A 24,173-nucleotide genomic window follows, 5' to 3' on the forward strand; every position below is an offset into this window, starting at 1 on the left:
GTCCCCTCCGCGGGGCGGAGGGGAAGCAAGTCGGTCGTCAGAGGTTGAAGTACTTCATGGCGGTGCCCATGTCCTTGTCGCCCCGGCCTGAGAGGTTGACCAGGATGAGCGCCTCGGGGCCGAGCTCGCGGCCGAGCTTGAGGGCTCCGGCGAGCGCGTGCGAGGACTCGATGGCCGGGATGATGCCCTCGGTCCTGGCGAGCAGGGCGAAGGCGTCCATGGCCTCGGCGTCGGTGATGCCGTGGTAGGCGGCGCGTCCGGTGTCCTTGAGCCAGGCGTGCTCGGGGCCGACACCGGGGTAGTCGAGGCCCGCGGAGATCGAGTGGGACTCGATCGTCTGGCCCTCCTCGTCCTGCAGGACGTAGGTGCGCGACCCGTGCAGGACCCCGATGGAGCCCTCGGTGAGGGTGAGGGCGTGCTCGCCGGTCTCCTTGCCGCGGCCGCCGGCCTCGTAGCCGTGCAGCTGGACGTCCTGGTCCTCAAGGAAGGCGTGGAAGATGCCGATGGCGTTGGAACCGCCGCCGACGGCCGCGGCCACCGCGTCGGGCAGCCTGCCCGCGAGGTCGAGGATCTGGCGGCGGGCCTCGACGCCGATGATGCGGGCGAAGTCGCGGACGATCTCGGGGAACGGGTGCGGTCCGGCGATGGTGCCGAACAGGTAGTGCGTGTGGTCGACGTTGGCCACCCAGTCGCGGAAGGCCTCGTTGATGGCGTCCTTGAGGGTCTGGCTGCCGTTGGTCACCGGGACGACACTGGCGCCGAGCAGCTTCATGCGGGCGACGTTGAGCGCCTGGCGCTCGCAGTCGACGGCCCCCATGTAGATCACACACTCCAGGCCCATCAGGGCCGCGGCGGTCGCCGTCGCGACGCCGTGCTGACCCGCGCCCGTCTCGGCGATCAGGCGGTTCTTGCCGAGCCGCTTGGTGAGCAGGGCCTGGCCGAGCACATTGTTGATCTTGTGGGCGCCGGTGTGGGTCAGGTCCTCGCGCTTGAGCACGATCCGGGCGCCGCCCGCGTGCTCGGAGAAGCGGGGGATCTCGGTGAGGGCGGTCGGCCTGCCCGCGTAGGTGCGCAGCAGGTGGTCGAACTCCCGCAGGAAGGCGGGGTCGTTCCTGGCCTTCTCGTACTCGGCCGCCACCTCGTCCAGCGCGGGGATGAGGGCCTCGGGGACGTAGCGCCCACCGAAGACGCCGAACTTGCCGTCGGTGTCCGGGTCGTCGCCGTGGACGCCGTTGCCCGCGAGGTCCGCGGAGGTGAGGATGCCGTCTGTCACTGTCACGTGCTCACTGTCCCTCTGGTCGGGATGCGGGGTGGGCTCCGGCGGTGACCAGGTCGACCACGGCGGCCCTGGGGTCCTTGCCGGTCACCAGGCTCTCGCCGACAAGGACGGCGTCCGCCCCCGCCCTGGCGTAGGCGAGCAGGTCGTGGGGACCGCGCACACCCGACTCGGCGATCTTGATGATACCGTCCGGGATCTTCGGGGCGATCTTGGCGAACACCTCGCGGTCGACCTCGAGGGTCTTGAGGTTGCGCGCGTTGACACCGATGATCTTCGCTCCGGCGGCGAGCGCCCGGTCGAGCTCCTCCTCGGTGTGCACCTCGACCAGCGGGGCCAGCCCGATCGACTCGGCCCGCTCGATGAGGGAGACCAGCGCGTTCTGTTCGAGCGCGGCAACGATCAGCAGCACGAGGTCCGCGCCGTAGGCACGGGCCTCCCACAGCTGGTAGGAGGTGACGACGAAGTCCTTGCGCAGCACCGGGATGTCGACCACGGCGCGGACGGCGGCCAGGTCCTCCAGGCTGCCGCCGAAGCGGCGACGCTCGGTCAGGACGCTGATGACGTGGGCGCCACCGGACTCGTAGTCACCGGCGAGCGCGGCGGGGTCGGCGATGGCGGCCAGCGCGCCCTTCGACGGGCTCGAACGCTTCACCTCCGCGATGACCGCCACCTGGTCGCCGCCGAGAGCGGCGTAGGCGTCGCGGGGGGCGGGCGCCCGCTCCGCGCGTTCCTTGAGCTGCGCCAGCGACACCGTCTGCTGCCGGTCGGCCAGGTCCGCGCGGACTCCTTCGAGGATCTCCTCCAGTACGCTCACCTGTCCTCCTCGCGAAACTCGGAGGTCATGTCGGCGAACGCTGCCGTACGCATGGTCCGCTCACTCCACTCGCTCACGAGTAAGGCCCCTCCCGATCGATTGCCCTGTCTCGCCGATGCTATCGGCCTTGCCGTGGTCGCCCCGCCACCGGGTGACGCCTATAGGTGACTATGGGGCCAAGAATTCCCCAAAGGGAACATTCCGCACTATCCAAAAAACGATCATTAAACCAAGAAATGCCCATACATAGGCAGGATTTATAACTTTTCCGGCATCTCGTCTTCCCTGCCAGGAGAACAACGCCCAGCGTCCCCACAGCAGGACCACCACGGGGATCATGATCACGACGAACGGATTGAACCCCAGTGCGGCGGCCGGGTCACCCTGGGTGAGCGCGTGCACCGCCCGCAGCCCTCCGCAACCCGGGCAGTACAGCCCGGTGAGGGTGTGGAAGGGGCAGGCGGGATAGTGCCCCGGCTCGCCGGGATCGACCAGCGCGACCAGGAGGGTTGCCGCACCCGCCGCCACGGCCAGGCCGAGCGGCGCCAGCACGGCTCGCATCCGCCGTGCTCTCGGCTCTCCCGCCCTCGCGGCCCCGCCGGTCACCATCTGCCCGCCCGCACCCCTTCTCCCGCGACGACTGTCACCGGCAACGATACTCAAGGCGGCGCCGGATGACCGGCGACGCCCCGGCGGGGAACGGTCGGGAGGTCCTAGTAGCCGTAGGTGGCCGAGCCCGCCAGGACGCCTATCGCGACCAGCCAGACCACCAGCACGACCAGCCAGCAGGCGACGCCGAAGTAGGACAGGACCAGGCCCGCGATGGCCATGCCCCGCCCCTCCTCGCCGGTGCGCTTGATCTGGCCCAGCGAGATGTGACCGAGCACGATGCCCACGATCGAGGTCACGCCGCAGACGAAGAGCCCGGCGATGCCCATGATGAGAGCGGCGATGGCCATGCCGTTGTTGCCTCGGGGCGGCGGCGCTCCGTAGCCATAGGGATCGTAACCACCGCCGGGCGGCGTGCCGTACCCGCCGGGTGGCCCGTAGCCGCCCTGCGGGGGCCCGTACCCACCGGGCTGATTCCCATAGCTCATGAATTACTCCCTCTACACACGTTGCGGCGAAATCCTAGCGAAATCAGATCATCGCGGCGGCGGGCCGCCTAGTCCGTGGGCAAGTTGTGACCGTACGGCGCGGCTCAGCGCCCGTCCCGTCCTGGGTCGGCAGCGGGCTCGGCGGTGGAGTCCGTGGCGGAATCAGTGGGGGAATCAGTGGCGGGGTCGGCTGTCGGGTCGGCGCCGAGGTCGATGGCGTCCCACATGGCCCGGCCGCTGCCCGAGGCTCCGGCGCGCGTGAGGGCCTCGCTCCCCCGAGCCGCGCCCCTGCGCTCGTAGCGCTCCGACATGCCGGGCCAGTTCACGCTCCACAGCGCGGCGACCGCTCCCCCGGCGAGCAGCACCAGGCCGCCCACCCCGGCGAGCACCGGCCAGAGGAGGTGGCCGGTGGCCCGCGCCGTCTCGGCGGNCCCCCGTCCCGGCGGCCGCGGCCATGGGCGCGTGCCCGGCCGCGGCGGCGAGACCGGCGTCGGCTCCGCCGCCGGCTGCCACCGCGACGATCACCCCTGCCCCGCACAGCGCCATCACGACGCCGATGACCCTGCGCCACACGCCTCGCGTCGCGAGCACCGCGACCACCGCGGCCAGCGCCGCCCAGGCCGCGGGCGCCAGGGCGGGGGCGAGTTCGGCGGCGGAGACGGGCACGGCGCGCGTGCCGTACCTCACCGTGACCCAGTCGCGGCCCGCGGCCAGCAGCACCAGGCCCGCGCCCGCCGCGCACGCGGCGACCCAGGTCCACAGCGCCCGGCCCGCTCTCACGCCGGGGTCACCGCCAGTCGGTCGGCGTCGAAACAGGTCCGGTCACCGGTGTGGCAGGCGGCGCCCACCTGGTCGACCTTCAGCAGGATCGTGTCGCCGTCGCAGTCGAGGGCGACGGACCTGACGTGCTGGACGTTGCCCGAGGTCTCGCCCTTGACCCAGTAGGACCGGCGGCTGCGCGACCAGTAGGTGGCACGGCCGGTGGTGAGCGTGCGGTGCAGCGCCTCGTCGTCCATCCAGGCGAGCATGAGCACCTCGCCGGTGTCGTGCTGCTGGACCACGGCGGGCACCAGTCCGTCGGCGGTGCGCTTCAGTCGGGCCACGATGGCCGGGTCAAGGGGCATGTGGCAATTGTGCCGCACCTGGGCGGAGGTCCCGCGTCCGGCGGTCAGCGGGTGCGGTCGTCGTCGAACAGGTCGGCCGCGTGCACGACGATCCTGGGGTCGGGCCCGCCGACGATCTCGTGATCCTTGTTGGTGTACTCGAACCGGCTCAGGAGGTAGCGCATGGCCTCGACCCTGGCCCGCTTCTTGTCGTTGCTCTTGATCACCGTCCACGGCGCCTCCTCCGTGTCGGTGTGCAGGAACATGTCTTCCTTGGCCTGGGTGTACTCGTCCCACTTGTCCAGCGACTCCAGGTCCATCGGCGACAGCTTCCACTGCCGCACCGGGTCGACCTGGCGGATGATGAAACGGGTGCGCTGCTCGGAGCGGGAGACCGAGAACCAGAACTTCACCAGGTGGATGCCGTCGCGGACGAGCATGCGCTCGAAGGCCGGCGCCTGCTCCATGAACTCCGTGTACTCCCCCGGCGTGGCGAAGCCCATCACGCGCTCGACCCCGGCGCGGTTGTACCAGGAGCGGTCGAAGAAGACCATCTCCCCCGCGGCGGGCAGATGGGAGACGTAGCGCTGGAAGTACCACTGGGTGCTCTCACGCTCGCTCGGCTTCTCCAGGGCGACCACGGTGGCCCCGCGCGGGTTGAGGTGCTCCATGAACCGCTTGATCGTGCCGCCCTTGCCCGCCGCGTCGCGCCCCTCGAACAGGATCAGCAGCCGCCCGCCGGTGTCCTTGATCCAGTACTGCAGTTTGAGGAGCTCGATCTGGAGCAGCCGCTTGGTCCTGTCGTACTCCGAACGGTCCATCCGCTCCGGGTAGGGATACCTCTCCCGCCAGGTGTCCACCGGGGTGCCGTCCAGCCGTACGAGCACGGGGTCGTCATCGTCGTCGTCGAGGACCCGCAGGTTCGGCAGTTCGTCGAGCAGGTCGCTGCGGGACGCGGCGGAGCGCGCGTCGAGCACGGGGTACCTGCTGCCCCGCGCGGGTTCCTCACCCACCAGATCGGTCATGGACGTCCTTCCCGCTTCCCCCCGGCGGGAGCCCGGGGCGGTGGTCCCGCGGCTCCCTTACCTCCATCTCAGCACGTTAATCCCCGACATAAGGACATCAACAGCCCATTTGACGACTTGTAGGCCACTGTTCATCCCTCCTCACTTCCCCCATGACAATAAACCCACTAAACCAGTAGGTCTTGACGGGATTTGGTTCCTGTGTTGGAGTGAGGCCATGCAGGCTGAGCTCCCACCGGCGGTCCGCGGTCACCTCGCGCCGTGCCGCGCGCTGTCCCGTTCCTGTCGTCACTGACCTCGCGCCACTGACCTCGCGCCACCGGCCCCGCCCATCCGGTGCCGCGCGCCACCACGAGCCACCGCGAGCCACCGCGAGCCACCGTGCCGCCGTCCCCGCTCCGGACGCCCCCGCCCAGACGACCTGCCAGAAAGGCCTCAGTCATGCCCGTCGAGTTCCTAGGCATAGGCGCCACGAACGACGGATCGGAGACCAGACCCCGCTCCGGGCCCGTGTTCGACAGACAGTTCACGCTACGGCTGGCGCGGGCCCACCACGAGCACGGCTGGGACCGGATCCTGTTCGCCTACGGCTCGGGCTCGCCGGACCCCGCGCAGGTGGCCGCCCTCGTCGCCGGGCAGGTCGAGGGGATACAGCTCCTGCTCGCCCACCGGCCGAACGTCTCCTACCCGACGTTCGCCCTGAAGACCTTCGCCACACTCGACCAGATCAGCGGCGGCAGACTGACCGTGCACTTCATCACCGGGGGCAACGACCGCGAGCAGGCCCGCGAGGGCGACCGCCTGTCCAAGGACCGGCGTTACGGGCGCACCCGGGAGTACATCCAGATCGTCAAGAAGGGCTGGACGTCCAGGACCCCCTTCTCCCACGAGGGAGAGCACTACCGCTTCGACGACTTCCTGTCCGACGTCTTCCCCGTGCAGCAGCCCCGTCCGCTGGTCTCCTTCGGAGGCTCCTCCCCCGCGGCGTACGCGGCGGGCGGCGCCGAGGCCGACATCTACTGCCTGTGGGGCGAGCCGCTGGCCCAGACCGCCGAGCAGATCGCCGCGGTCAGGAGCGCGGCGCTCGCGTCGGGGCGCAGGGACCTGCCCAGGTTCCAGGTGGCCTTCCGGCCCGTCATCGCGCCGACCGAGGAGAAGGCCTGGGAGAAGGCGGCCCGCACGCTTGAGGCGATCAAGTCGCGTGGTGCCTCCTCCCGACGGCTGCCCGCGGGCCACGCCCCGGAGAACGCGGGCTCACAACGGCTCGTCGCGATCGCCGCCGGGGGCGACAGGTACGACCGCGCGCTGTGGACCCCGACCGCCGCGGCCACCGGCGGGGCGGGCAACTCCACCGCCCTGGTCGGCACCCCGGAGACCGTGGCCCAGGCGCTGCTCGACTACTACGACCTCGGCGTGGAGATCCTGTCCGCGCGCGGCTACGACCTGCTTGAGGACGCCGTCGACTTCGGCCGTCACGTCATCCCCATCGTCCGCGAGGAGGTGGCCAAGCGGGACCGCGAGCGTGAGGCCGCCGAGTCCCGGCAGTACCCGGCGACCAGTCTGGCGGGCCGGTGAGCCGCCCCGCGGTCGAGACCCGGCCGCAGGACGACACGGACGCCGGGACGGCAGGCCCGGACGCCCCGCCCGCGCTGCGGGTCGTCACCACCAGGCATCCCGGCCGGTGGGCGGCGGCGGCCGGGGTCGGCGTGCTGCTCGCCATGGCGGCGAGCGCGCTGATCACCAACCCCGCCTGGGACTGGAACGTCGTCGGGGAGTACCTGTTCGCGCCCTCGGTGCTGCACGCCGTGCTGTTCACACTCCAGCTCACCGTGCTCGGCATCGGCATCGGCTTCCTGCTCGGCACCGTGCTCGCGATCATGCGCCTGTCGAGGAACCCGCTGCTGTCCTCGGTCGCCTGGGGCTATGTCGCGCTGTTCCGGTCGATCCCGCTCATCCTGCAACTGCTGTTCTGGTACAACCTGGCGCTGCTGTACCAGCGGATCTCCTTCGGCGTTCCGTTCGGCCCCTCCTTCTTCGACATCGGGACCATGGACCTGATCAGCCCGGTCACCGCCGCCGTGCTCGGGCTCGGGCTGCACCAGGCCGCCTACTGCTCCGAGATCGTCAGGGCGGGGCTGCTCTCGGTCGACCCGGGCCAGCGCGAGGCCGCCGCCGCATTGGGCATCCCCTGGAGAAGACAGCTGTTCAGGATCGTCCTTCCGCAGGCCATGCGCTCGATCGTGCCCACCGCGGGCAACGAGATCATCGGCCTGGTCAAGGGCACCTCGGTGGTCTACATCATGGCCCTGCCCGAGCTCTTCTACCAGATCCAGGTGATCTACAGCCGCAACGGCAGGGTCATCGCGCTGCTGCTCGTCGCGACCGTCTGGTACCTGATCATCACCTCCGTGCTGTCCGTCGCGCAGTACTACGTCGAACGTCACTACGCCAGGGGTCGCAGATGAGCGCCGTGATGGTCGACCTGCGGGGCGTGCACAAGAGCTTCGGCCCCCTGAAGGTCCTGCGTGGCGTCGACCTGCGGGTCGCCAGGGGCGAGGTCACCGTGATCCTCGGCCCCTCGGGCTCCGGCAAGTCGACCCTGCTGCGCACCGTCAACCACCTGGAGAAGGTGGACAGCGGATCGGTGCGCGTCGACGGTGAGCTGGTCGGCTACCGGCAGTCCGGCGACAGGCTCTACGAACTGCGCGAACGCGAGATCCTGCGGCAGCGGACCCGGATCGGGTTCGTCTTCCAGCACTTCAACCTCTTCCCGCACCTGACCGCGCTGGAGAACGTCGTCGAGGCGCCTCTGTCCGCGCAGCGAAGGCCCAGGGCCGAGGTGCACCGGCTGGCCGTACGGCTGCTCGACCGGGTCGGCCTGGCCGACAGGAAGAACGCCTACCCCGGGCAGCTGTCCGGAGGGCAGCAGCAGCGGGTCGCCATCGCCCGCGCGCTCGCCCTGGAGCCGAAGGTCATCCTCTTCGACGAGCCGACCTCCGCGCTCGACCCCGAACTGGTCGGCGAGGTGCTCGACGTGGTGAAGGACCTCGCCAGGAGCGGCACCACCATGATCGTCGTCACCCACGAGATCGGGTTCGCCCGCGAGGTGGCCGACACCGTCGTCTTCATGGACGACGGGCGCGTCGTCGAACAGGGCCCGCCCGCCCAGGTTCTCGACTCCCCCCGGCACGAACGGACCCGCTCCTTCCTCAGCAAGGTCCTCTGATCCGTGACAACCCTCCCTGCGATTCCCAGAAAAACAGGACTGAAATGTCGTTCCTCTCCAGGCTCAAGCCCGCCCTCCTCACCGCACCGCTTCTGCTCGCCGCCGCCTGCGGCTCGACCGGGACCACCTCCGCCGCCCCCCGGAGCGACGCCAAGCCCGCCGAACAGGCCTCCGCCCCCGCGGGAACCGGCGGCTCGAAGATCAACATCTCTCCGCAGCAGAACCGGATCCGGGCGGAGAAGGTCGACGCGATCGCCGCCCAGGTGCCCGAGGCGATCCGCGCGAAGGGTGAGCTGGTCGTCGGCTTCAGCGGGGAAGGCGCGCCGCCGCTGACCTTCCTCGCCGACGACGACCGCACCGTCATCGGCGTGGAGACCGACATCGCCCACATCGTGGCCGACGTCCTCGGCCTGAAGGCCAGGGAGGAGGTCACCTCCTGGGAGAACCTGTTCCTCTCGGTGAAGTCCGGAAAGTACGACGTGGCCTTCAACAACGTCACGGTGACCGAGGAGCGCAAGGACATCTACGACTTCGCCACCTACCGGGTCGACCAGCTCGCCTGGCAGACGGCGAAGAACAGCCCGATCACCTCGATCAAGCAGCCCTCGGACATCGCCGGACGCCGGGTCGCGGTCGGCTCGGGCACCAACCAGGAGAAGATCCTGGTCGACTGGGACACGCAGAACCAGAAGGCGGGCCTGAAGCCCGCGCAGATCCAGAACTACCAGAAGTACGTCGACGCCCTGCTGTCCCTGAAGTCGGGCCGCATCGAGGCCTACTTCGGCCCCAACCCCTCCCTCTCCCACCAGGACGCCGTCGGCGGCGACACCAAGATCGTCGGCACCGTCTCTGGCGCGGGCCCCGACCTGCAGGGCCTGATCGCGGCCATGACCAAGAAGGACAACGGCCTCGTCAAACCGCTCAACGCCGCGATCAACGAACTCATCGGGAACGGCAAGTACGGCGAGGTGCTCAAGCGCTGGAACCTCTCCAACGAGGCCATCCCCGAGTCGCTGGTCAACCCGCCCGGCCTGCCCAGGCAGACGGCGAAGTGACGGCCCCGGGCGGCGCGCCGCCGCCCGGGAACCCGTGGTCAGGATCTGGCGGCCGAGACCCAGGAGGCGTGCAGGCCCGCGTAGACGCCGGGCTCGCCGACCAGCTCGGCGTGCGGGCCGCGCTGGACGATGCGGCCCCCGTCGAAGACCAGCACCTCGTCGGCGGCCTCCGCGGTGGACAGGCGGTGGGCGATGGAGACCGCGGTACGGCCCCGCGTCACCCCGTCCAGCGCGCGGGCCAGGCGTACCTCGGTCGCCGGGTCGACGGCGGAGGTGGCCTCGTCGAGCAGCAGCAGGTCGGGGTCGGCCAGGTAGGCGCGGACCAGGGCGACGAGCTGGCGCTCCCCCGCGGACAGGGACTCCCCCCGCTGACCGACCGGGGTGGCCAGGCCCTCGGGCAGTCCTTCGAGCCAGTCGGCCAGCCCCAGCTCGGTCAGGGCGAGCAGGATCTCCTCGCTCGTCGCCGAGGGACGGCCGAAGCGGATGTTCTCCTCCAGGGTGCCGTCGAACAGGAAGCCGTCCTGCGGCACCATGACGATGCGCTCGCGCAGCGAGGAGAAACGGACCCCGCGCAGGTCGTGCCCGTCGACGGTGACCCGGCCCGTGACCGGGTCCATCAGGCGGGTCAGCAGCTTGGCGAAGGTCGTCTTGCCCGAACCGGTCTCCCCCACGACCGCGATCCGCGAGCGCGGCGGGATGTCCACCGTGACGCCGGTCAGCACCGGCGCGCCACCCGGGTAGGAGAAGCCGACCTCCTCGAAGGACACGGAGATGGGTCCGCGCGGCAGCTCGACGCCGTCCTCGCCGGGGTCGGCGACGTCCGGCGGCGTGTCGAGCACGCCGAGGATGCGGCGCCAGCCGGCGATGGCGTTCTGCGCCTCGTTGAGCATCTCGGTCGCGGTCTGCAGCGGCGAGACGAACAGCGTGATCAGGAACAGGAAGGCGATCAGGCGCCCCGCGGTGATGTCGCCGGCGACGCCCAGCCGTACGCCGATCAGCACGACCGCGGTCGTCGCCAGCGCCGCGACGATCTCAGTCACCGGGAAGACCGTGGCGACGATGCGCTGGGTGCGGGCCTGCGCGGCCTTGTTCGCCTCGATGGTCACATCCAGCCGCTCGGCGGTGCGGGCCTCCGAGCCGTGGGCCCTGATCACCGCCGCCCCGACGACCGACTCGCCGACCGCGGCGAGCATGTCGCCCGCGCGCTCACGCACCTGCGTGTAGGCGCCGGAGAGCCACCGCTGGAAGCGCGGCAGCACGATCATGAGCGGCAGGAAGCACAGCCAGACCGTCAGGGCGAGCTGCCAGGAGTAGACGAACATCAGCACGGTCGCGACGAGGAGCTGGCCCAGGGCGATGATGATCATCAGCCCGCCCCACTGCATGAAGACGCTGATCTGGTCCACGTCCCCGGTGACCCTGGAGACCAGGGCGCCACGCCGCTCGGAGTTCTGGGTGAGCACCGACAGGTCGTGCACGTGCCGGAAGCCGCGTGTCCTGAGGGTCGCGAGGGAGGCCTCGGTCGCCTGGTACAGACGCACGTTCATCAGGTAGGCGCACAGCGCGGTGAGCACGACGGCCGCCGCGCACAGCAGCACGGCGCCGCGGATGTAGGGCAGGTCGGGGACCGCGCCCTTCAGTCCCGTGTCGATGGTCTGCTGGACGGCGATCGGGACGATGACCTTGCCGATCGTCGCCAGCACGGCGAGCGCGAGCGTCCCGGCGATCCCCTTGCGGAACTCCGGTGTCAGCGACAGGCCGTGCCGTACGGTGGCCAGCGCCGACCTTTCGACGCCGTGGAGCGAACTCACGCGCTGACCTCTTCCTCTTTCTCGGCTTCCTCGGCGTCGAGCGCCTCGCGCTCGGCCTCCTCACGTTCGTAGGCGGTGACCAGGTTGCGGTACCCCTCGCACCTCGGCAGCAGCAGCTCGTGCGGGCCCTGGTCGGTCACCCTGCCGTGTTCGAGGTAGACGACCTCGTCGGCCAGGGCGATGGTGGCCATCCGGTAGGCGACGACGACCACGGTCGATGCCTGGGCGGTGTCCCGCAGGCCCTGCAGGATCTTGGCCTCGACCTGGGGGTCGACGCTGGAGGTCGCGTCGTCCAGGACGAGCAGCCTGGGGCGGCGGACCAGCGCGCGGGCCAGGGCCAGGCGCTGGCGCTGGCCCCCGGACAGGGAGGTGCCCCGCTCGCCGACCCTGGTGTCGAGCCCTCCGGGCAGGGCGCTGACGAAGCCGTCGGCCTGGGCCAGGCGCAGCGCCGCCCAGACCTCCTCGTCTCCCACGGGCAGGCCGAGGGTGACGTTGCCCCGCACGGTGTCGTCGAACAGGAAGGTCTGCTGCGGTACCAGTGCCACCGCCTCGCTGACCCCGCCGCGGGCCACCTCGCGCAGGTCGACCCCGTCGATGAGAACGGCCCCCCGCGCCGGGTCGACCAGGCGGACGAAGGTCTGGGCGAGCGTGGACTTGCCCGAGCCGGTCGGCCCGACCAGCGCCACCGTACGGCCGGGCGGTACGTCGAGGTCGACCTCGTGCAGCACCGCGGAGTCCCCGTAGGAGTAGCCGAGGCCCTGTACCCGCAGGCCCGCGGGCTTCTCCCCGGTCAGGGTCGCCGAGCCGTACTCCATGGAGCCGGTCGTGTCGAGCACGGCCCGCACCCGCTCGTAGCCGACGACGGCGCGGGGCAGCTCGGCCAGGACCCAGCCGAGGGCGCGGATGGGGAAGGCGAGCAGGGTGAACAGGTAGGCGACCTGGACCAGCACGCCGGGGGTGATCGCCCCGCTCTCCAGGCGTCCGGCGCCGACCAGCAGCACGGCGAGCACGCCCAGGATGGGCAGTGCTTCGAGGAGGGGGTCGAACAGGCCCCGCACCCGGCCGACGGCGATGTTGGCGTCGCGCAGTTCCTCGGCTCCGGCGCGGAACCTGGCGGTCTCCTCGTCCTCACGGCCGAGGGTCTTGACGACCAGGGCTCCGTCGAAGCTCTCGTGCGCGACCTCGCTCACCTCGGCGCGCAGCTGCTGGGCCCTGGTGGCCAGTGGGCTGAGCCTGCGCTGGTAGACGAAGTTGAGCACGGCGATGGCCGGGAAGATCAGGAACCCGACCAGGGCGAGGACCGGGTCGGTGGCCACCAGCGCCACGGCCGCGGTGACCAGCATGACGACCACGCCGACGGCCATCGGCAACGGGGCGAGCGGCGCCCAGGCCGCCTCGGCGTCGGCGCTGGCGTTGGACAGCAGCTGGCCGGTCGGGTGCTTGTGGTGCCAGGCCAGGGGGAGCCTGAGGTACTGGCGGGTGACCTCCCTGCGGGAGCGCGCCTGCATCCGGTACTGCATGACGCCCGCGAAGTAGCGTCGTCCCGCGACGCCCGTCGCCTTGAGCAGCGCGACACCGAGGATGAGGAGGACGGCGGTGGTGAGCGCGCCGTCCGCGACCCGGCCCTCGGCGAGGGAGGGAAGCACGAGGTTCTGGGTGGCCCACCCGAGAGCCCACGCGGAGGCGACCGTCATGACACCGTAGACGGCGCTTGACAGGACCGCGACGGCGAAGACCCCTCTCTCGGACCGGATGGCCACCCCCAGGACGCGGAACCCTTGACGCATGACGGCGGAGGTCACCTTGCTCGCCACTCGGGGGGTGTCCTTTCGTTGAGGTTGTCACTACTTATGTGACTATCACTCTCAATCAAGCACTTATTCCCCCACGCCCATGGATCAACTGCTTTCGTAGCATCAGTGACACCTCTCGGGCGTGGAGGCCACGAGGTTCACCCGCTTCCGGCCCCGGCTTCACCAAGTGTCGGGCATATCACGATTTGTCACGACGCGGCATTGTTAGGATCGCCGGATGACGCATGCCAGCGCCGAACGCGCCGCGCTCGCCGACCTGCTCGACCGGCTCGGCCAGGACGCCCCGACCCTCTGCGAGGGCTGGACGACCTTCGACCTCGCCGCCCATCTCGTGCTGCGGGAGAGGCGCCCGGACGCCGCGGGCGGCATCGCGCTCGCCCCGCTGGCCCGCCGCACCGCCTCGGTCCAGGAGTCCCTGAAGGCCAGGTACGGCTACGCGGGCCTGACCCGGCTCATCCGCACCGGCCCCGGAGGCGTCTACCGCCTGGTTCCCCGGCTGGACGAACTGGTCAACCCCCTCGAATTCTTCGTCCACCACGAGGACGTCCGGCGCGCCCGTCCAGACTGGGAGCCACGCGAGCTTCCCCCCGGCCTCGACGAGGTCCTCTGGAGGCGGCTGCGGATCGTGGGACGCCTGCAACTGCGCAGGTCCCCGGTCGGCGTGGTGCTGCACCGCACCGGCGGCGGCGTCGTCCTCGGCGGCGGCCGGGGAGGCCCCCGGGTCGAGGTGCGGGGCACCGCGGGTGAGCTGACGCTGTTCTGCCTCGGCCGTCAGCGGCACGCCAGGGTCGAGACGATCGGCGGCGACGAGGCCGTCTCCCGGCTGCTGGGCGCGCCGCTGGACCTGTGACCGGCACCGGCGTGAACGCCGGTCAGCCGCACAGGCGCAGCAGCGGGCGATGCGGGTCGGAGTAGTGGTCCAGGACCCCGTCGCAGAAGCCCGCGTACGTCTCCATGAACAGGTGCGCCTTGGCCTGCCAGCTCTGCTCCGTCCCCTCGTCGATCCCGGGCATCCGGGCGAACAGCGCGCGGCTGAGCGCCCCGTGACGACGGGCCGCCCCGGCCCTGGCGTGCGCGCGCATCGGTTCGACGAAGCCGGGGGTCAGCCCCACCCGGTCACAGGCGGCCAGGAAGGGACAGCGGGCGGCGGGCCCCTCGTCCTCCGCTTCGAGACGTTCCTCGATGACGCCGATCGTGGCGACGAAGAACAGCGGGTCGGTCCGCGCCCACCAGGACAACATCTTGATCAGGGCGGCGGTCGTCGGCAGCGGACGGGCGCGCAGCAGGTCGCCGCGCGTGGCGCCGAGAGACCTGAAGGCGTGGACCGCGACGTCGTCGTGACGCCTTCCCCTACGGTCGAAGTCGTCGAGCGCCCCTCTGAGGTCGGCGTTCTCCGCCAGAGCCCGTACGGCTGAGCCGAGCTCGCTCTCCCTGGAGAGCAGGAACCAGTTCTCCAGCCCGAAGCCGAAGAAGACGTTGGGGTGCAACCGCTGCGGGCGCTCCAGGATGCGCCTCCAGAACGGGCCGGTGAGGACCAGGTCCTCAAGGAGGTGGTTGAGGAGGCCCTCAAGGCGGGCCAGGGCGGCCGTACCCGGGGAGAAGGCCGGCACGGCGGCGCCCTCGTCGATCAGCCCCTGCACCACGGCGGGCTCGACGACCTCGCGTACCGCCTCACCGTCGAGGCCGGTCTCGCGTTCCAGGTCCTCGATGGTCCTGCTGCCGTCGAGACGCCTGAGCAGGTCGAGAAAATCGTCCCTGCTCATGCCCTCCGGGACTTCGACCTCCAGAACCCCCGAGGGGGTATGCAATTCCGCCTCACCCTTCTCACCGATGCGAAGGGAGGCTCGCAGACAAGGCTTTACCGGGAGGAAGTTCACAGCCAATGTCAATGTCCTTTGATGTCGGAGAACGCCCGAAGCGAGATGACACACGGGAGGAAGGCCCGTATCAAGGACACCGACCCCCCTGGTCGGTCATGACCGGTCACATCATCGGTGAGCGGCAGAAACAGCGGTCACCCCGACACAACGCCTGACCCGCACGGCACACCCCCTCAACTCCCCGTTGATCACAAAAAGCTACCCCGTCGTACATACTGACCGATTTACCAAGATGCCCTGATCAGTGTCAGACATTAAAGCCGCCACATACGCCCGTCAACCCTGACATACTCAGTTGACATGAATCTGCTTTTTCAGTTGATGTCTCTATGAGACTTACTTGAAGTGATTTTTCGTACTAAGACACCACACAGCGGGCGTTGCCCAAGTCCGCCACGCCCGGGACACTCAGGCCTCCGGCCCACCGCAGATCTCCCCTTCGGGAGCAGGCCCCTCGAAGGCGCCCCCCTGCCGCCGGACGTCCTCCCAGTCCACGTTCTCCCACTGCGCGACCTTCCAGTCGTCGCCGAACAGACGGGCCGAGACGTTGGCCTGCGCGACCCGGCGCAGCGCCGCGACCAGCGCGTCCCCGAGCGAGGTCCCGACAACGACGATCTCGATCATGCGTTCCAGGTTCGGCTCCTCGGCCATGCCCGCGACGTCGGCCCTGGCGATCGTGCCCGCCGCCTCCGCGTAGTCGTCGAGCCGGTCGAGGATGCCGTCGTAGCCGAGCCCGCGCAGGGTCAGCAGCACCCCGGCCACGCTCCGCATCGGAGAACTGTCCGGGTGATGCCGCCAGCCGTGCCGGGCGATCAGTTCCTCGGCCTCGCGCATCGCCGCGGCCCATTCCTCCCCCTCCCCCGGCTCGCGCTTGGGCGTGATGCTCGTCTGGGCGTGACCGAGACGGTCGTGCAGACCGTGCGAGGGGTCGTCGAGATGACCGAGCACGTCGCGAATCTCAGCGATCGACAGACCGGCGTAGTCGGCCATGGCCCGTACCAGCTTGATCCGCCGCACGTGCTCCTGGCCGTATTTCGCCTGGTTAGGACTGGTCCGCTCCCCGCTGGGGAGCAGCCCCTCCCGCAGGTAGAACTTGATCATCGGGACCGAGACACCCGTCGCCCGACTCAGGTCCGCCATCCGCACCGCAACTGCCTCCTCTTGTGATCGCACCTGAGTTTAGCTATAGATAACGGATAAATCCGTTATCTATTGAAGGATCTTCTGGATGACCCGCTGGCATCGCCCGCTCCTCCTCATGTCCGCGATCATGGCCGTCCTGTCCGTGATCTCCCTCTTCGGTGTCCTCCTCGACCACCGCACCCTGGACGGCCTGCCCATCTGGCTCAAGCCCCTGAAGTTCACCCTCTCCTTCGTCGCCTACGGGCTGACCTGGGCCTGGCTGCTGTCCCTGAGGCGTACGGCGCAGCGCGCGAGCCGGCTGCTGGGCAACGTGATGGCGATCGCGTGCGTCGTCGAGATCACGGTGATCATCAGCCAGGTCATCCGGGGGCGGCGCAGCCACTTCAACTTCTCCACCGCGCTGGACTCCTCCCTGTACGCCCTGATGGGCACGACCGTCATGCTCCTCATGCTGGTCAACCTGGCCGCGGCCTTCCTGGTGCTGCGTGAGCGCCAGGCGACCCCGGCCGACACCTGGGCGATCCGCGTCGGGCTCGTCGTCTCGGCCGCCGGTCTCGGCGTGGCCGTCCTGATGCTCCCGCCGACCTCCGCCCAGCTCGCGGACGTCACCACCACGGTCCTCGGCGCGCACGGCGTCGGCGTCCCCGACGGCGGTCCCGGCCTGTCCCTGCTCGGCTGGAGCACCACCGGCGGCGACCTGCGCGTGCCGCACTTCTTCGGCATGCACGCCCTGCAGGCCCTGCCGCTGGTGGCCCTGCTCACCCGGGGAATCCGCGACCAGGCCGTCCGGCTGCGCCTGGTCCTGACCGCCGGAGCCTCCTACACCGGCCTGGTGGCGCTGGTGACCTGGCAGGCACTGCGCGGCCAGCCCCTGGTACGGCCCGACGCCCTCACCCTGGGCGTGGCGGGCCTGCTGCTGGCCGGTACGGCGATCGCCGTACCCCTGTGCCTGCTGCCGCTGCGTGGCGGGCGTGTGAGCCCCGCCGCGACCACGCCCGCCCCCGCCCTCGAACCCGCCGAGTCCGCGGACGACGCGCGGGAGGCCGCCGCGGTCGAGGCGTAGGGCTGCCAGGGGTCTTCAGGGGCCTCAGCACGAGGGAGAGGTTCCACGGCCGGCGCGAGGGGCCGGTTCGCTGGTCACACCCCCTGCCCGGGTGTCAACGATCTTCACGGCGCCCTAACGCTAGCGGTATATCTGGCATTCGGGATTGGACAGAACCGCTTCGCCACCGCACCATTGCGGAGGTGACTCATGCCAATCTCACGATCTGGCCATGGATTCCCACCGCTCAACAGGTATGATCATCAAAATCCGGGAGCCACCCGGGCCGAAGATGCCAAAGATCATTAAAATCCGGGTATAACGGCTGGGACTGGAGCAGCAGGAGGCCCCCCATGCAGGTCAAGAAGGTCGCCACCTATGTAGCGGTGGCGTTCGTGGCCTTTTATCTGTTCACCAGGCCCGCCGATGCGGCGAACGCGGTGAACGGAGTCTTCGACGGGATCGTGAGGGCGGCGGACCAACTGTCGCTGTTCTTCACACGTGTGTTGAGCTGACCGACGGTGGGGGTTTGCCCCACCCCTGACCTGTTTCTCCGGCGTTTCCGCATTCCGTACGCGGGACCGCGTACCCCGTGACGCCGCGTCGCCACGCGATGTGCTTCCACCGTCCTGCGGGACGTGTTACGCAGGAAGCATGGCAGAGCGCTACAGCGTCACCGGGGTTCATCCTCTCGATCCCGAAGAGCGGCGCGTCCTCGAACGCGTCGAGACGGAGGGCATCGAGCTGGTCCGTTTCCTGTACGCCGACCACGGCGGTGTGATCCGCGGCAAGGCCGCCTCACGCTCCCGGCTGGCGGAACGGCTCGGCTCCGGCATCGGGCACACCGTGGCGATGATGGCGATGAACATGCTCGACCAGCTTCAGGAGGTCGAGGGACTCGGCCCGGTCGGTGAGGTCCGTCTCGTTCCGGATCCGTCCACCTTCGTCGCCCTTCCCCACGCCCCCGGCGCCGCGGCCATGCTCGCGGACCTGCGCGAGATCGACGGCTCCCCGTGGGCGGCGTGCCCGCGCACCTTCCTCCGCGAGGCCGTGGCCGCCCTGTCCGAGGAGAGGCTCGTCGCGGTCGCCGCCTTCGAACCCGAGTTCACCCTGGGCCGCCGTGTCCCCGGCACGGACGGGGAACCGGACAGGCTCCTTCCCCTCGACGACAGCCTCTGCTACGCCACGTCCGGTTTCGACCAGGCCCACGACTACGCCATGCGCCTGGTCCGCGCCCTGCAGGCGCAGGGCCTGCGGGTCGAGCACTACCATCCCGAGCTCGGCCACGGACAGCAGGAGCTGTCCGTCCGCCACGCCCCGGCCATGCGCGCCGCCGACAACCAGGTCATCTACCGGGAGACCGTGCGCGGCGTCGCCTTCGGCATGTCGCTGTGGGCCTCCCTCGCCCCCAAGCCGATCGCCGACCAGGCCGGGAACGGGGCGCACCTGCACATCTCCCTGTGGGACCCCGAGCTGCGCTCCAACGTCTTCAGCGACCCCGCCGACCGGTACGGCGTGTCGGCGACCGCCTACCGGTTCATCGGCGGCCTCATCGCGCACCTTCCCGCGCTCACCGCGCTGACCTGCGGCTCGGTGAACAGCTTCCGGCGGCTGGCCCCGAGGATGTGGTCGAGCGCCTACGCCTGCTACGGCATGGACAACCGGGAGGCCGCGGTGCGGATCTGCTCCCCCATGCGAGGGGCGGCCGAGGCGTCGGCCAATCTGGAGATCAAGCCCTCCGACTCCTCCGCCAACCCCTACCTGTCCCTCGGCGCCGTCATCCACGCGGGCCTGGACGGCATCCGCAGGGGGCTCGACCCCGGCGAGGCCGTCGACGTGGACCCCGCCACCCTCCCCGAGGGGAGCGTGCCCCGCCTGCCCCGGTCGCTGGATGAGGCCCTGGACGCCCTGGAGGCCGACGATCTGCTGATGAACGCCCTCGGCCCGCTCCGCTCCTCCGCCTACCTGGCCGTCAAACGCTCCGAGGCCCGCGCCTTCGCGGCCGAGGACGTCTCCTACGAGCTGTTCAACCACTTCCGCGTCTTCTGAGGTCACCGGGTACGGTGTGGCTCACGCAGCACGAGGAGGGCGACGACGAGGGCCGTGGCGAGGAGTCCCGTGCCGACGGTGAAGGCCAGGCGGTAGCCGCCGGTCAGCGCCTCGGCCTGGCTTGCGCCGCCGGCGAGCAGGTCCCCGGTGCGGGAGGCCGCCAGGGTCGACAGCACCGCGACGCCCAGGGCCATGCCGATCTGCTGCGTGGTGTTGAACACCCCGGATGCCAGTCCGGCGTCCTCCTCCCCGGCGCCCGACATGCCGAGCGTGGTCAGCGCGGGGAGCGCGAGACCGAAGCCCGCCGCCAGCAGCATCACCGGAAGCAGGTCGGTGACGTAGTCGGCGCGCACCGGAAGCCGGGTGAGCAGCCCGAGGAGCGCGACCAGGAGCACCAGCCCCGCCAGCAGCACCCTGCGCTCCCCGAAGCGGACGTTGAGCCTGGCGGAGACCCCCAGGGAGACCACGCCGATGACCACGGCCGCGGGGAGCATCGCGAAGCCGGTCTGGGCGGCGCCGTACCCGAGGACCCGCTGGAGATACAGGGCCAGGAGGAACTGGAAGGCGAACAGCGCGGCGACCATCAGGATCTGGACCAGGTTGGCCCCGGAGACACCGCGTGACCTGAAGATCCGCAGCGGCATGAGCGGGGCCTTAGCGGTGGCCTGGCGGATGACGAACCCGGCGAGCAGAGCGAGGGTGAGGGCGCCGAGGCCGAAGGTGCGCGCCGAGAGCCAGCCGTGCTCCTCGACCCCGACCACGGTGTAGATGCCGAGCATCAGGCCGCCGGTGACCAGAAGGGCGCCGGGCACGTCGGCTCCCGCGGAGAGGCCGGGTCCCCGGTCCGCGGGCAGTACGGACGCCGCGACCGCGAGCGCCGCGATCCCGATCGGCAGGTTGATGAAGAAGATCCAGTGCCAGGTGAGGGCGTCGGTGAGGAGGCCGCCGAGCACCGATCCCAGGGTGGCGCCTCCCGCGCCGGTGAAGCTGAAGACGGCGATCGCCCTGGCGCGCTCCCCGGGGTCGGGGAACAGCGTCACCAGGATGCCCAGGCCGACCGCCGAGGCCGCGGCGCTGCCGACCCCCTGCAGAAAGCGGGCCACGATCAGCAGTTCGGCGCCGGTGGACGCCCCCGCCAGCAGCGAGGAGGCGACGAACACCACGGTGCCCGCGAGGAAGACGCGTTTGCGGCCGATCAGGTCACCGAGTCGTCCGGCCAGCAGAAGCAGGCTGCCGAACGCGATCAGGTAGGCGTTGACCACCCAGCTCAGTCCGGCCGGGGAGAAGCCCAGGTCGTTCTGGATGGCCGGCATCGCCACGGTCACGATGCTGCCGTCGAGGACGGTCATCAGCAGGCTTGTGGCGATCGCTCCGAGGGCGATCCAGCGTGACCCGGTTGCCGGAGGGGCGGAGGTGACGGACATGGGTTCTCTCCTGTCGAATGAGGCGACAGGAGAGAACGTAGCAGATGGTTTTGTAATAGACGATTTTCTTCGGATCTAAGTTGTCCGCTGGCGGGCGCGCCGTACCGGCTGGGGGTTCTCCACGGGGGTGGCCAGATGGCCGGTCACCAGACGGCCGAGGGCCCGCAGGAGAATCTCCCGTTCCTCGTCGGGGATCGTGGCGAGGGCCTCCCGGTGCACACGGTCGACGATCTGCTGGCTCCGCTCGGCGATCCGCGCGCCCTCCTCGGTGACCGCGATGATCCGGGCCCGCCGGTCGGTGCCGGACGGGCGGCGCTCGGCGAGACCGGCCCGTTCCAGGGCGTCGACCGTCACCACCATCGTGGTCTTGTCCATGTCACCGATCTCGGCGAGCTGGATCTGGGTGCGCTCCTCCTCAAGGGCGTGCACCAGCACACAGTGCATGCGGGCTGTGAGCCCGATCTCGGCGAGCGCGGCCGACATCCGGGTCCGCAGGACATGGCCGGTGTGGTCCAGCAGGAACGACAGGTCGGGCGCTGTGCTGGTCGGTGCCATGGCGGTCATGCCCACCAGCATAGTCACCGGTTCCGTAGTGGATCGTCCGGTGAGAATCCATCACGGCGGTAGGAGCCCACCGGTTCTCCGACGGCCTCCTCACGCCGAACTGCGGCCCGGTGAACGGCTTCCGGCGCCGAGGAGGTGGTCGAGGCCCACACCTGCCACGGCCGTCACGTGCTCCGGGATCCGCGCCCCCGCGGACCGTCGGTCGTGTCCGCCGGAAGTGGAGCCGTCCGCCTGGATCCCCGGCCGTCCCAGCGGGTGACCCGGGTTCGGACGGCCACCTCAACCGATCCTCAACGCGTTCTCAACATCTTCCGTCCTATGTTCCGACCCAGGAAGACGACGTTCCCCCTGGGACAACGATTGGAAAGGGCGACATGATGAGAAATCTTTCCGCCACCATCGCCGCCGGCGTACTCGCCGCGGGTCTCCTCGTTCCTGGGGCGGCCCACGCGGCCGCCCCCGGAACCGCGCTCGCGCCGGCCGCGGCCTCCCTCCCCTCGGCCGGTGAGGCGGTCCACGCTTCGGCGCAGGCGCGCTGGTCCACCCTCTGGAGCGGCAGAGCGAACACCAAGAAGCTGCAGAGCCCCTCCCGGAACACCCGCGCCAAGGTGCTGCAGATCGTCGTCCAGTGCTGGAACGGCGGCGACGGCACGCGTGCCAAGGCCTACATCCAGCGCAGGTACGCGGGCCTCTGGATAACGGCAGGCGGATCAAGCAGCGGTTACTGCGTCGGGGGGAAGATGTACCACCGCATCCGCAACGTACCGGCCGGCACCTACCGTGCCGTCATCACGCTCAGCCCCAAGGCCCACACGGTCAACGCGTGGTTCCAGCAGTACGGCTGATGCCGTGACCCGGATGCGGTTCCCGCCGGTCTCCGCCGCCGGGACCTGATCCGGGGTGGTCCGCGGACCTTCACGCGGGATCACGGCTCACCCGTGGTCCCGCGTTCTCCCGGTCTCCCGCCCGCCGGAACCCGCCCTGGCGCCCCTCCCTCCGCCTTCGGCGGTGAGGTCAGCGAACCGGATGCCCCGCCCGCCGGAGCGTGTCCTTGACCTCGCCGATCTTCAACTGCCCGAAGTGGAACACCGAGGCCGCCAGGACCGCGTCCGCCCCCGCCTCGACGGCCGGGGGGAAGTCCTCAAGCGCCCCGGCCCCGCCGCTGGCGATCACCGGCACCGAGACCACCGCCCGCACCGCGCGGATCATCTCCAGGTCGTAGCCCTTCTTGGTGCCGTCGCCGTCCATGGAGTTGAGCAGGATCTCCCCGGCGCCGAGTTCCTCGGCCCTGCGGGCCCACTCGACCGCGTCGATCCCGGTGCCCCGGCGTCCTCCGTGGGTGGTGACCTCGAACCCGGAGGGAGTCGGCGGGCCGTCCACGACCCGGCGCGCGTCGACGGACAGCACGATGCACTGCGCGCCGTACCGCTGGGACGCCTCGGTCAGCAGTTCGGGCCTGGCGATGGCGGCCGTGTTCAGTCCCACCTTGTCCGCGCCCGCCCGCAGCAGCCTGTCCACGTCCTCGACCGAGCGCACTCCCCCGCCGACGGTCAGCGGGATGAAGACCTGTTCGGCGGTCCTGCGCACCACGTCGTAGGTCGTGGAACGGTCGGAGCTGGACGCCGTGATGTCCAGGAAGGTCAGCTCGTCGGCCCCTTCCGCGTCGTAACGGCGGGCCAGCTCGACCGGGTCCCCCGCGTCACGGAGGTTCTCGAAGTTGACCCCCTTGACCACCCGTCCGGCGTCCACGTCCAGGCAGGGGATCACACGTACCGCGACAGTCATCTGACCGCCGCCAGGGCGTCCTCAAGGGTGAAGGCCTGGGCGTAGAGCGCCTTGCCGACGATCGCGCCCTCGACGCCGAGCGGGACCAGCTCCGCCAGGGCGCGCAGGTCGTCCAGGGAGGAGACGCCGCCGCTGGCGACCACCGGCCGGTCGGTGCGGGAGCAGACCTCGCGGAGCAGGTCGAGGTTGGGGCCGCGCAGCGTGCCGTCCTTGGTGACGTCGGTGACGACGTAGCGGGGGCAGCCGTCGCGTTCGAGCCGCTCCAGCACCTCCCACAGGTCGCCGCCCTCCTCGGTCCAGCCTCGCGCGGCCAGGGTGGTGCCGCGCACGTCCAGGCCGATCGCGATGCGGTCGCCGTACTCAGCGATGATCTTTGAGCACCAGACGGGGTTCTCCAGCGCCGCGGTGCCGATGTTGACGCGGCGGCAGCCGGTGGCCAGCGCCGACTCCAGGGAGGCGTCGTCGCGGATGCCGCCGGACATCTCGACCTTCACGTCGAGCGCGCCGACCACCGAGGCCAGCAGCTCACGGTTGGAGCCCCGGCCGAAGGCCGCGTCGAGGTCGACCAGATGGATCCACTCGGCGCCCGCCTCCTGCCAGGCGAGCGCGGCGGACAGCGGGTCGCCATAGGAGGTCTCGGTGCCTGCCGCCCCCTGGACCAGGCGGACCGCCTGGCCGTCCGCGACGTCCACGGCGGGCAGCAACTCTAGCGACATCTGATCAGGACCTCCGGTCGAAGACGAGAGTGACAAAAAGCGGTACGAGAAGAACAGAAATAACAAAGACCCCGAACCGTGCGGTCCACGAGGACCACAACAGCCAGGCGATGACCTGCGCGATGAGGAACAGGACCGCCACGACGCCGTTCTGGGCCCTGCGGCGGCGAGCCTTGATGCCGCGCTGGGCTGCGATTCTGACGGGCCTGCCGGGCAGGAACGCGGTGACCCGCCCGGCCAGCTCACGCCGCCGGGCGAGCCTGGCCTCCCGCACGGCGCGCAGGGCGGCCTGCCTGGCCTGCTCGGCCTCGCGTTCCGCCCTGCGCCTGGCCCGTTCCCTGCTCAC

Annotated in this window: 25 protein-coding genes and 1 pseudogene; 9 read left to right on the forward strand and 17 right to left on the reverse strand. The window is 70.3% G+C overall.

Annotated elements, in window-relative coordinates:
• Positions 1 to 37: 37 nt before the first annotated feature.
• The 8 genes and pseudogenes from trpB to ppk2 form a co-directional block, all read right to left on the reverse strand.
• Complete coding sequence (gene trpB / locus ACFOYY_RS13410) at positions 38 to 1,261, reverse strand: tryptophan synthase subunit beta (RefSeq protein ID WP_386190055.1); 1,224 nt, start codon at positions 1,259 to 1,261, stop codon at positions 38 to 40.
• Positions 1,262 to 1,283: 22 nt separating this feature from the next.
• Positions 1,284 to 2,093: an indole-3-glycerol phosphate synthase TrpC gene (gene trpC / locus ACFOYY_RS13415; RefSeq protein WP_352009057.1), complete on the reverse strand. Its 810-nt coding sequence runs from the start codon at positions 2,091 to 2,093 to the stop codon at positions 1,284 to 1,286.
• Positions 2,094 to 2,261: 168 nt separating this feature from the next.
• A complete protein-coding gene (locus tag ACFOYY_RS13420; RefSeq protein ID WP_386189949.1) occupies positions 2,262 to 2,654 on the reverse strand; it encodes a DUF2752 domain-containing protein in 393 nt (130 codons plus the stop codon).
• A gap of 152 nt (positions 2,655 to 2,806) precedes the next feature.
• Entirely contained in the window at positions 2,807 to 3,190 is a 384-nt protein-coding gene (locus tag ACFOYY_RS13425; RefSeq protein ID WP_352009055.1) for a DUF4190 domain-containing protein, read from the reverse strand.
• A gap of 104 nt (positions 3,191 to 3,294) precedes the next feature.
• On the reverse strand, positions 3,295 to 3,579 hold the full coding sequence (locus ACFOYY_RS13430) for a Trp biosynthesis-associated membrane protein (protein ID WP_386189950.1): 285 nt from the start codon (positions 3,577 to 3,579) through the stop codon (positions 3,295 to 3,297).
• 67 nt (positions 3,580 to 3,646) lie between these two features.
• Positions 3,647 to 3,970 (reverse strand): annotated as a pseudogene (locus ACFOYY_RS13435) (Trp biosynthesis-associated membrane protein); the annotation flags it as partial.
• Entirely contained in the window at positions 3,967 to 4,314 is a 348-nt protein-coding gene (hisI, locus tag ACFOYY_RS13440) for a phosphoribosyl-AMP cyclohydrolase (RefSeq protein ID WP_386189951.1), read from the reverse strand. The gene hisI and the pseudogene ACFOYY_RS13435, both read right to left, overlap by 4 nt.
• Positions 4,315 to 4,358: 44 nt before the next feature.
• Complete coding sequence (gene ppk2, locus ACFOYY_RS13445) at positions 4,359 to 5,318, reverse strand: polyphosphate kinase 2 (protein WP_352009052.1); 960 nt, start codon at positions 5,316 to 5,318, stop codon at positions 4,359 to 4,361.
• A gap of 510 nt (positions 5,319 to 5,828) precedes the next feature.
• Between ppk2 and ACFOYY_RS13450 the strand changes: the two genes are divergently transcribed.
• Genes ACFOYY_RS13450 through ACFOYY_RS13465 form a run of 4 tightly spaced genes read left to right on the forward strand, consistent with a single transcriptional unit; the run spans position 5,829 to position 9,599 of the window.
• A complete protein-coding gene (locus ACFOYY_RS13450) occupies positions 5,829 to 6,893 on the forward strand; it encodes an LLM class flavin-dependent oxidoreductase (protein ID WP_362778493.1) in 1,065 nt (354 codons plus the stop codon).
• Positions 6,890 to 7,783, forward strand: coding sequence for an amino acid ABC transporter permease (locus ACFOYY_RS13455; protein ID WP_352009050.1), 894 nt, complete (start codon positions 6,890 to 6,892; stop codon positions 7,781 to 7,783). Before ACFOYY_RS13450 ends, ACFOYY_RS13455 begins: the two co-directional genes overlap by 4 nt.
• Complete coding sequence (locus tag ACFOYY_RS13460; protein ID WP_386189952.1) at positions 7,780 to 8,544, forward strand: amino acid ABC transporter ATP-binding protein; 765 nt, start codon at positions 7,780 to 7,782, stop codon at positions 8,542 to 8,544. The genes ACFOYY_RS13455 and ACFOYY_RS13460 overlap by 4 nt, the downstream gene beginning before the upstream one ends.
• A gap of 44 nt (positions 8,545 to 8,588) precedes the next feature.
• Entirely contained in the window at positions 8,589 to 9,599 is a 1,011-nt protein-coding gene (locus tag ACFOYY_RS13465) for an ABC transporter substrate-binding protein (protein WP_386189953.1), read from the forward strand.
• A 38-nt stretch (positions 9,600 to 9,637) separates the two neighbouring features.
• On the opposite strand, the gene ACFOYY_RS13470 is transcribed toward ACFOYY_RS13465, so the two are convergent.
• Both ACFOYY_RS13470 and ACFOYY_RS13475 read right to left on the reverse strand, forming a co-directional pair.
• Entirely contained in the window at positions 9,638 to 11,410 is a 1,773-nt protein-coding gene (locus ACFOYY_RS13470; RefSeq protein WP_352009047.1) for an ABC transporter ATP-binding protein, read from the reverse strand.
• Complete coding sequence (locus ACFOYY_RS13475; protein WP_352009046.1) at positions 11,407 to 13,197, reverse strand: ABC transporter ATP-binding protein; 1,791 nt, start codon at positions 13,195 to 13,197, stop codon at positions 11,407 to 11,409. Before ACFOYY_RS13475 ends, ACFOYY_RS13470 begins: the two co-directional genes overlap by 4 nt.
• A gap of 244 nt (positions 13,198 to 13,441) precedes the next feature.
• On the opposite strand from ACFOYY_RS13475, the gene ACFOYY_RS13480 reads away from it, so the two are divergent.
• Entirely contained in the window at positions 13,442 to 14,074 is a 633-nt protein-coding gene (locus ACFOYY_RS13480) for a TIGR03085 family metal-binding protein (RefSeq protein ID WP_362916494.1), read from the forward strand.
• A 22-nt stretch (positions 14,075 to 14,096) separates the two neighbouring features.
• Here the strand turns inward: ACFOYY_RS13480 and ACFOYY_RS13485 are convergent, their stop codons facing one another.
• Both ACFOYY_RS13485 and ACFOYY_RS13490 read right to left on the reverse strand, forming a co-directional pair.
• A complete protein-coding gene (locus tag ACFOYY_RS13485) occupies positions 14,097 to 14,987 on the reverse strand; it encodes a hypothetical protein (RefSeq protein ID WP_352009044.1) in 891 nt (296 codons plus the stop codon).
• Positions 14,988 to 15,512: 525 nt separating this feature from the next.
• Positions 15,513 to 16,244, reverse strand: a complete 732-nt coding sequence (locus tag ACFOYY_RS13490; RefSeq protein WP_352009043.1) for a MerR family transcriptional regulator — start codon at positions 16,242 to 16,244, stop codon at positions 15,513 to 15,515.
• Between the two features lie 88 nt (positions 16,245 to 16,332).
• Here ACFOYY_RS13490 and ACFOYY_RS13495 point away from each other — a divergent pair, with 88 nt between their 5' ends.
• The 3 genes from ACFOYY_RS13495 to ACFOYY_RS13505 all read left to right on the forward strand — a co-directional run bounded on the left by ACFOYY_RS13495 (position 16,333) and on the right by ACFOYY_RS13505 (position 19,338).
• Positions 16,333 to 17,310, forward strand: coding sequence for a hypothetical protein (locus ACFOYY_RS13495; protein ID WP_352009042.1), 978 nt, complete (start codon positions 16,333 to 16,335; stop codon positions 17,308 to 17,310).
• 332 nt (positions 17,311 to 17,642) lie between these two features.
• Positions 17,643 to 17,804: a hypothetical protein gene (locus ACFOYY_RS13500; RefSeq protein WP_184714415.1), complete on the forward strand. Its 162-nt coding sequence runs from the start codon at positions 17,643 to 17,645 to the stop codon at positions 17,802 to 17,804.
• A gap of 139 nt (positions 17,805 to 17,943) precedes the next feature.
• Positions 17,944 to 19,338, forward strand: coding sequence for a glutamine synthetase family protein (locus ACFOYY_RS13505; protein ID WP_386189954.1), 1,395 nt, complete (start codon positions 17,944 to 17,946; stop codon positions 19,336 to 19,338).
• Between the two features lie 2 nt (positions 19,339 to 19,340).
• On the opposite strand, the gene ACFOYY_RS13510 is transcribed toward ACFOYY_RS13505, so the two are convergent.
• Both ACFOYY_RS13510 and ACFOYY_RS13515 read right to left on the reverse strand, forming a co-directional pair.
• On the reverse strand, positions 19,341 to 20,762 hold the full coding sequence (locus ACFOYY_RS13510; RefSeq protein ID WP_386189955.1) for an MFS transporter: 1,422 nt from the start codon (positions 20,760 to 20,762) through the stop codon (positions 19,341 to 19,343).
• A 75-nt stretch (positions 20,763 to 20,837) separates the two neighbouring features.
• On the reverse strand, positions 20,838 to 21,326 hold the full coding sequence (locus tag ACFOYY_RS13515; RefSeq protein WP_352009039.1) for a MarR family winged helix-turn-helix transcriptional regulator: 489 nt from the start codon (positions 21,324 to 21,326) through the stop codon (positions 20,838 to 20,840).
• Positions 21,327 to 21,703: 377 nt separating this feature from the next.
• On the opposite strand from ACFOYY_RS13515, the gene ACFOYY_RS13520 reads away from it, so the two are divergent.
• Positions 21,704 to 22,171, forward strand: a complete 468-nt coding sequence (locus ACFOYY_RS13520) for a hypothetical protein (RefSeq protein ID WP_362778510.1) — start codon at positions 21,704 to 21,706, stop codon at positions 22,169 to 22,171.
• A 169-nt stretch (positions 22,172 to 22,340) separates the two neighbouring features.
• Here the strand turns inward: ACFOYY_RS13520 and hisF are convergent, their stop codons facing one another.
• Genes hisF through ACFOYY_RS13535 form a run of 3 tightly spaced genes read right to left on the reverse strand, consistent with a single transcriptional unit; the run spans position 22,341 to position 24,173 of the window.
• A complete protein-coding gene (gene hisF, locus ACFOYY_RS13525; RefSeq protein ID WP_352009037.1) occupies positions 22,341 to 23,111 on the reverse strand; it encodes an imidazole glycerol phosphate synthase subunit HisF in 771 nt (256 codons plus the stop codon).
• Entirely contained in the window at positions 23,108 to 23,827 is a 720-nt protein-coding gene (gene priA / locus ACFOYY_RS13530; RefSeq protein WP_352009036.1) for a bifunctional 1-(5-phosphoribosyl)-5-((5-phosphoribosylamino)methylideneamino)imidazole-4-carboxamide isomerase/phosphoribosylanthranilate isomerase PriA, read from the reverse strand. The genes hisF and priA overlap by 4 nt, the downstream gene beginning before the upstream one ends.
• 4 nt (positions 23,828 to 23,831) lie before the next feature.
• Entirely contained in the window at positions 23,832 to 24,173 is a 342-nt protein-coding gene (locus tag ACFOYY_RS13535; RefSeq protein ID WP_352009035.1) for a hypothetical protein, read from the reverse strand.

Origin of the sequence: Streptosporangium jomthongense (genome assembly GCF_042650425.1) — a bacterium.
GTDB lineage: Bacteria > Actinomycetota > Actinomycetes > Streptosporangiales > Streptosporangiaceae > Streptosporangium.

Bases quoted from the DNA above. Each gene is read 5' to 3' on its own strand.
- ACFOYY_RS13495 (WP_352009042.1), top strand. From the start codon at position 16,333: ATGACCCGCTGGCATCGCCCGCTCCTCCTCATGTCCGCGATCATGGCC.
- ACFOYY_RS13505 (WP_386189954.1), top strand. From the start codon at position 17,944: ATGGCAGAGCGCTACAGCGTCACCGGGGTTCATCCTCTCGATCCCGAA.
- priA (WP_352009036.1), bottom strand. From the start codon at position 23,827: ATGTCGCTAGAGTTGCTGCCCGCCGTGGACGTCGCGGACGGCCAGGCG.
- ACFOYY_RS13460 (WP_386189952.1), top strand. From the start codon at position 7,780: ATGAGCGCCGTGATGGTCGACCTGCGGGGCGTGCACAAGAGCTTCGGC.
- ACFOYY_RS13480 (WP_362916494.1), top strand. From the start codon at position 13,442: ATGACGCATGCCAGCGCCGAACGCGCCGCGCTCGCCGACCTGCTCGAC.
- ACFOYY_RS13420 (WP_386189949.1), bottom strand. From the start codon at position 2,654: ATGCGAGCCGTGCTGGCGCCGCTCGGCCTGGCCGTGGCGGCGGGTGCG.
- hisI (WP_386189951.1), bottom strand. From the start codon at position 4,314: ATGCCCCTTGACCCGGCCATCGTGGCCCGACTGAAGCGCACCGCCGAC.
- ACFOYY_RS13490 (WP_352009043.1), bottom strand. From the start codon at position 16,244: ATGGCGGACCTGAGTCGGGCGACGGGTGTCTCGGTCCCGATGATCAAG.
- ACFOYY_RS13465 (WP_386189953.1), top strand. From the start codon at position 8,589: ATGTCGTTCCTCTCCAGGCTCAAGCCCGCCCTCCTCACCGCACCGCTT.
- ACFOYY_RS13515 (WP_352009039.1), bottom strand. From the start codon at position 21,326: ATGACCGCCATGGCACCGACCAGCACAGCGCCCGACCTGTCGTTCCTG.
- hisF (WP_352009037.1), bottom strand. From the start codon at position 23,111: ATGACTGTCGCGGTACGTGTGATCCCCTGCCTGGACGTGGACGCCGGA.
- ACFOYY_RS13425 (WP_352009055.1), bottom strand. From the start codon at position 3,190: ATGAGCTATGGGAATCAGCCCGGTGGGTACGGGCCCCCGCAGGGCGGC.
- ACFOYY_RS13520 (WP_362778510.1), top strand. From the start codon at position 21,704: ATGAGAAATCTTTCCGCCACCATCGCCGCCGGCGTACTCGCCGCGGGT.
- ACFOYY_RS13485 (WP_352009044.1), bottom strand. From the start codon at position 14,987: ATGAGCAGGGACGATTTTCTCGACCTGCTCAGGCGTCTCGACGGCAGC.
- ACFOYY_RS13475 (WP_352009046.1), bottom strand. From the start codon at position 13,197: ATGCGTCAAGGGTTCCGCGTCCTGGGGGTGGCCATCCGGTCCGAGAGA.
- ACFOYY_RS13510 (WP_386189955.1), bottom strand. From the start codon at position 20,762: ATGTCCGTCACCTCCGCCCCTCCGGCAACCGGGTCACGCTGGATCGCC.
- ACFOYY_RS13500 (WP_184714415.1), top strand. From the start codon at position 17,643: ATGCAGGTCAAGAAGGTCGCCACCTATGTAGCGGTGGCGTTCGTGGCC.
- ppk2 (WP_352009052.1), bottom strand. From the start codon at position 5,318: ATGACCGATCTGGTGGGTGAGGAACCCGCGCGGGGCAGCAGGTACCCC.